Origin of the sequence: Mesorhizobium sp. M00.F.Ca.ET.216.01.1.1, assembly GCF_004010325.2 — a bacterium.
Taxonomy (GTDB): Bacteria; Pseudomonadota; Alphaproteobacteria; order Rhizobiales; family Rhizobiaceae; genus Mesorhizobium.
In genome coordinates this window covers 1-526 of sequence record NZ_SADR02000101.1, presented here as the reverse complement: position 1 = coordinate 526, position 526 = coordinate 1, and the positions used below count along the sequence as shown (strand labels likewise).

1 protein-coding gene and 1 pseudogene are annotated in these 526 nt (G+C 62.4%); both read right to left on the bottom strand.

Annotation, left to right across the window (positions count from 1 at the left end):
• The coding region (locus tag EN859_RS35220; RefSeq protein ID WP_135913599.1) for an IS3 family transposase at window positions 1-333 on the bottom strand (333 nt) is incomplete at its 3' end.
• Window positions 333-526, bottom strand: a pseudogene (locus EN859_RS38845) (helix-turn-helix domain-containing protein); the annotation flags it as partial. The pseudogene EN859_RS38845 and the gene EN859_RS35220, both read right to left, overlap by 1 nt.

The following is a 526-nucleotide window of genomic DNA, read 5'->3' as shown; positions in this document are numbered from 1 at the left end:
GACGGTGACGTATGTGATGTCGGCCACCCAGAGCTGGTTGGGTCCATCGGAGATGATGTCCCGGGCGAGGTTCGGGAAGATCGGCTGGTTGTGATCGCTATCCGTGGTCACCGTGAATCGACGGCGCATTCTCGGCTGAAGGTCATGCTCGCGCATCAGGCGGCGGATCTTCTTGTGATTGACGATCATGCCTTTTTGCCGAAGAGCGGCGCGGACACGACGCCAGCCATAGTGCTCGAACTCGTCGCAGATAGCTGCGATCGCTTCGACGATCGCGGTGTCGTCTGCCGCGCTGCGCGGCTGGTCATAGAAGGTCGTGCGCGAGAGGCCCATCAGCCGGCATCCTTCGGCGACGGAGAGACCATGGGACCGGTGGTCGCGGATGTAGGCCCGTTTCTCTGCCGCGGTCCTGCATGCAGAGCCCCCTTTAGAAACTCCAGTTCCAGAGCCTGCTTGCCGACTAGCCGTTCGAGCGCGGCAATGCGCGCCTCATAAGCCTGCAGAAGATCGGCCGCTGCGGCATCCT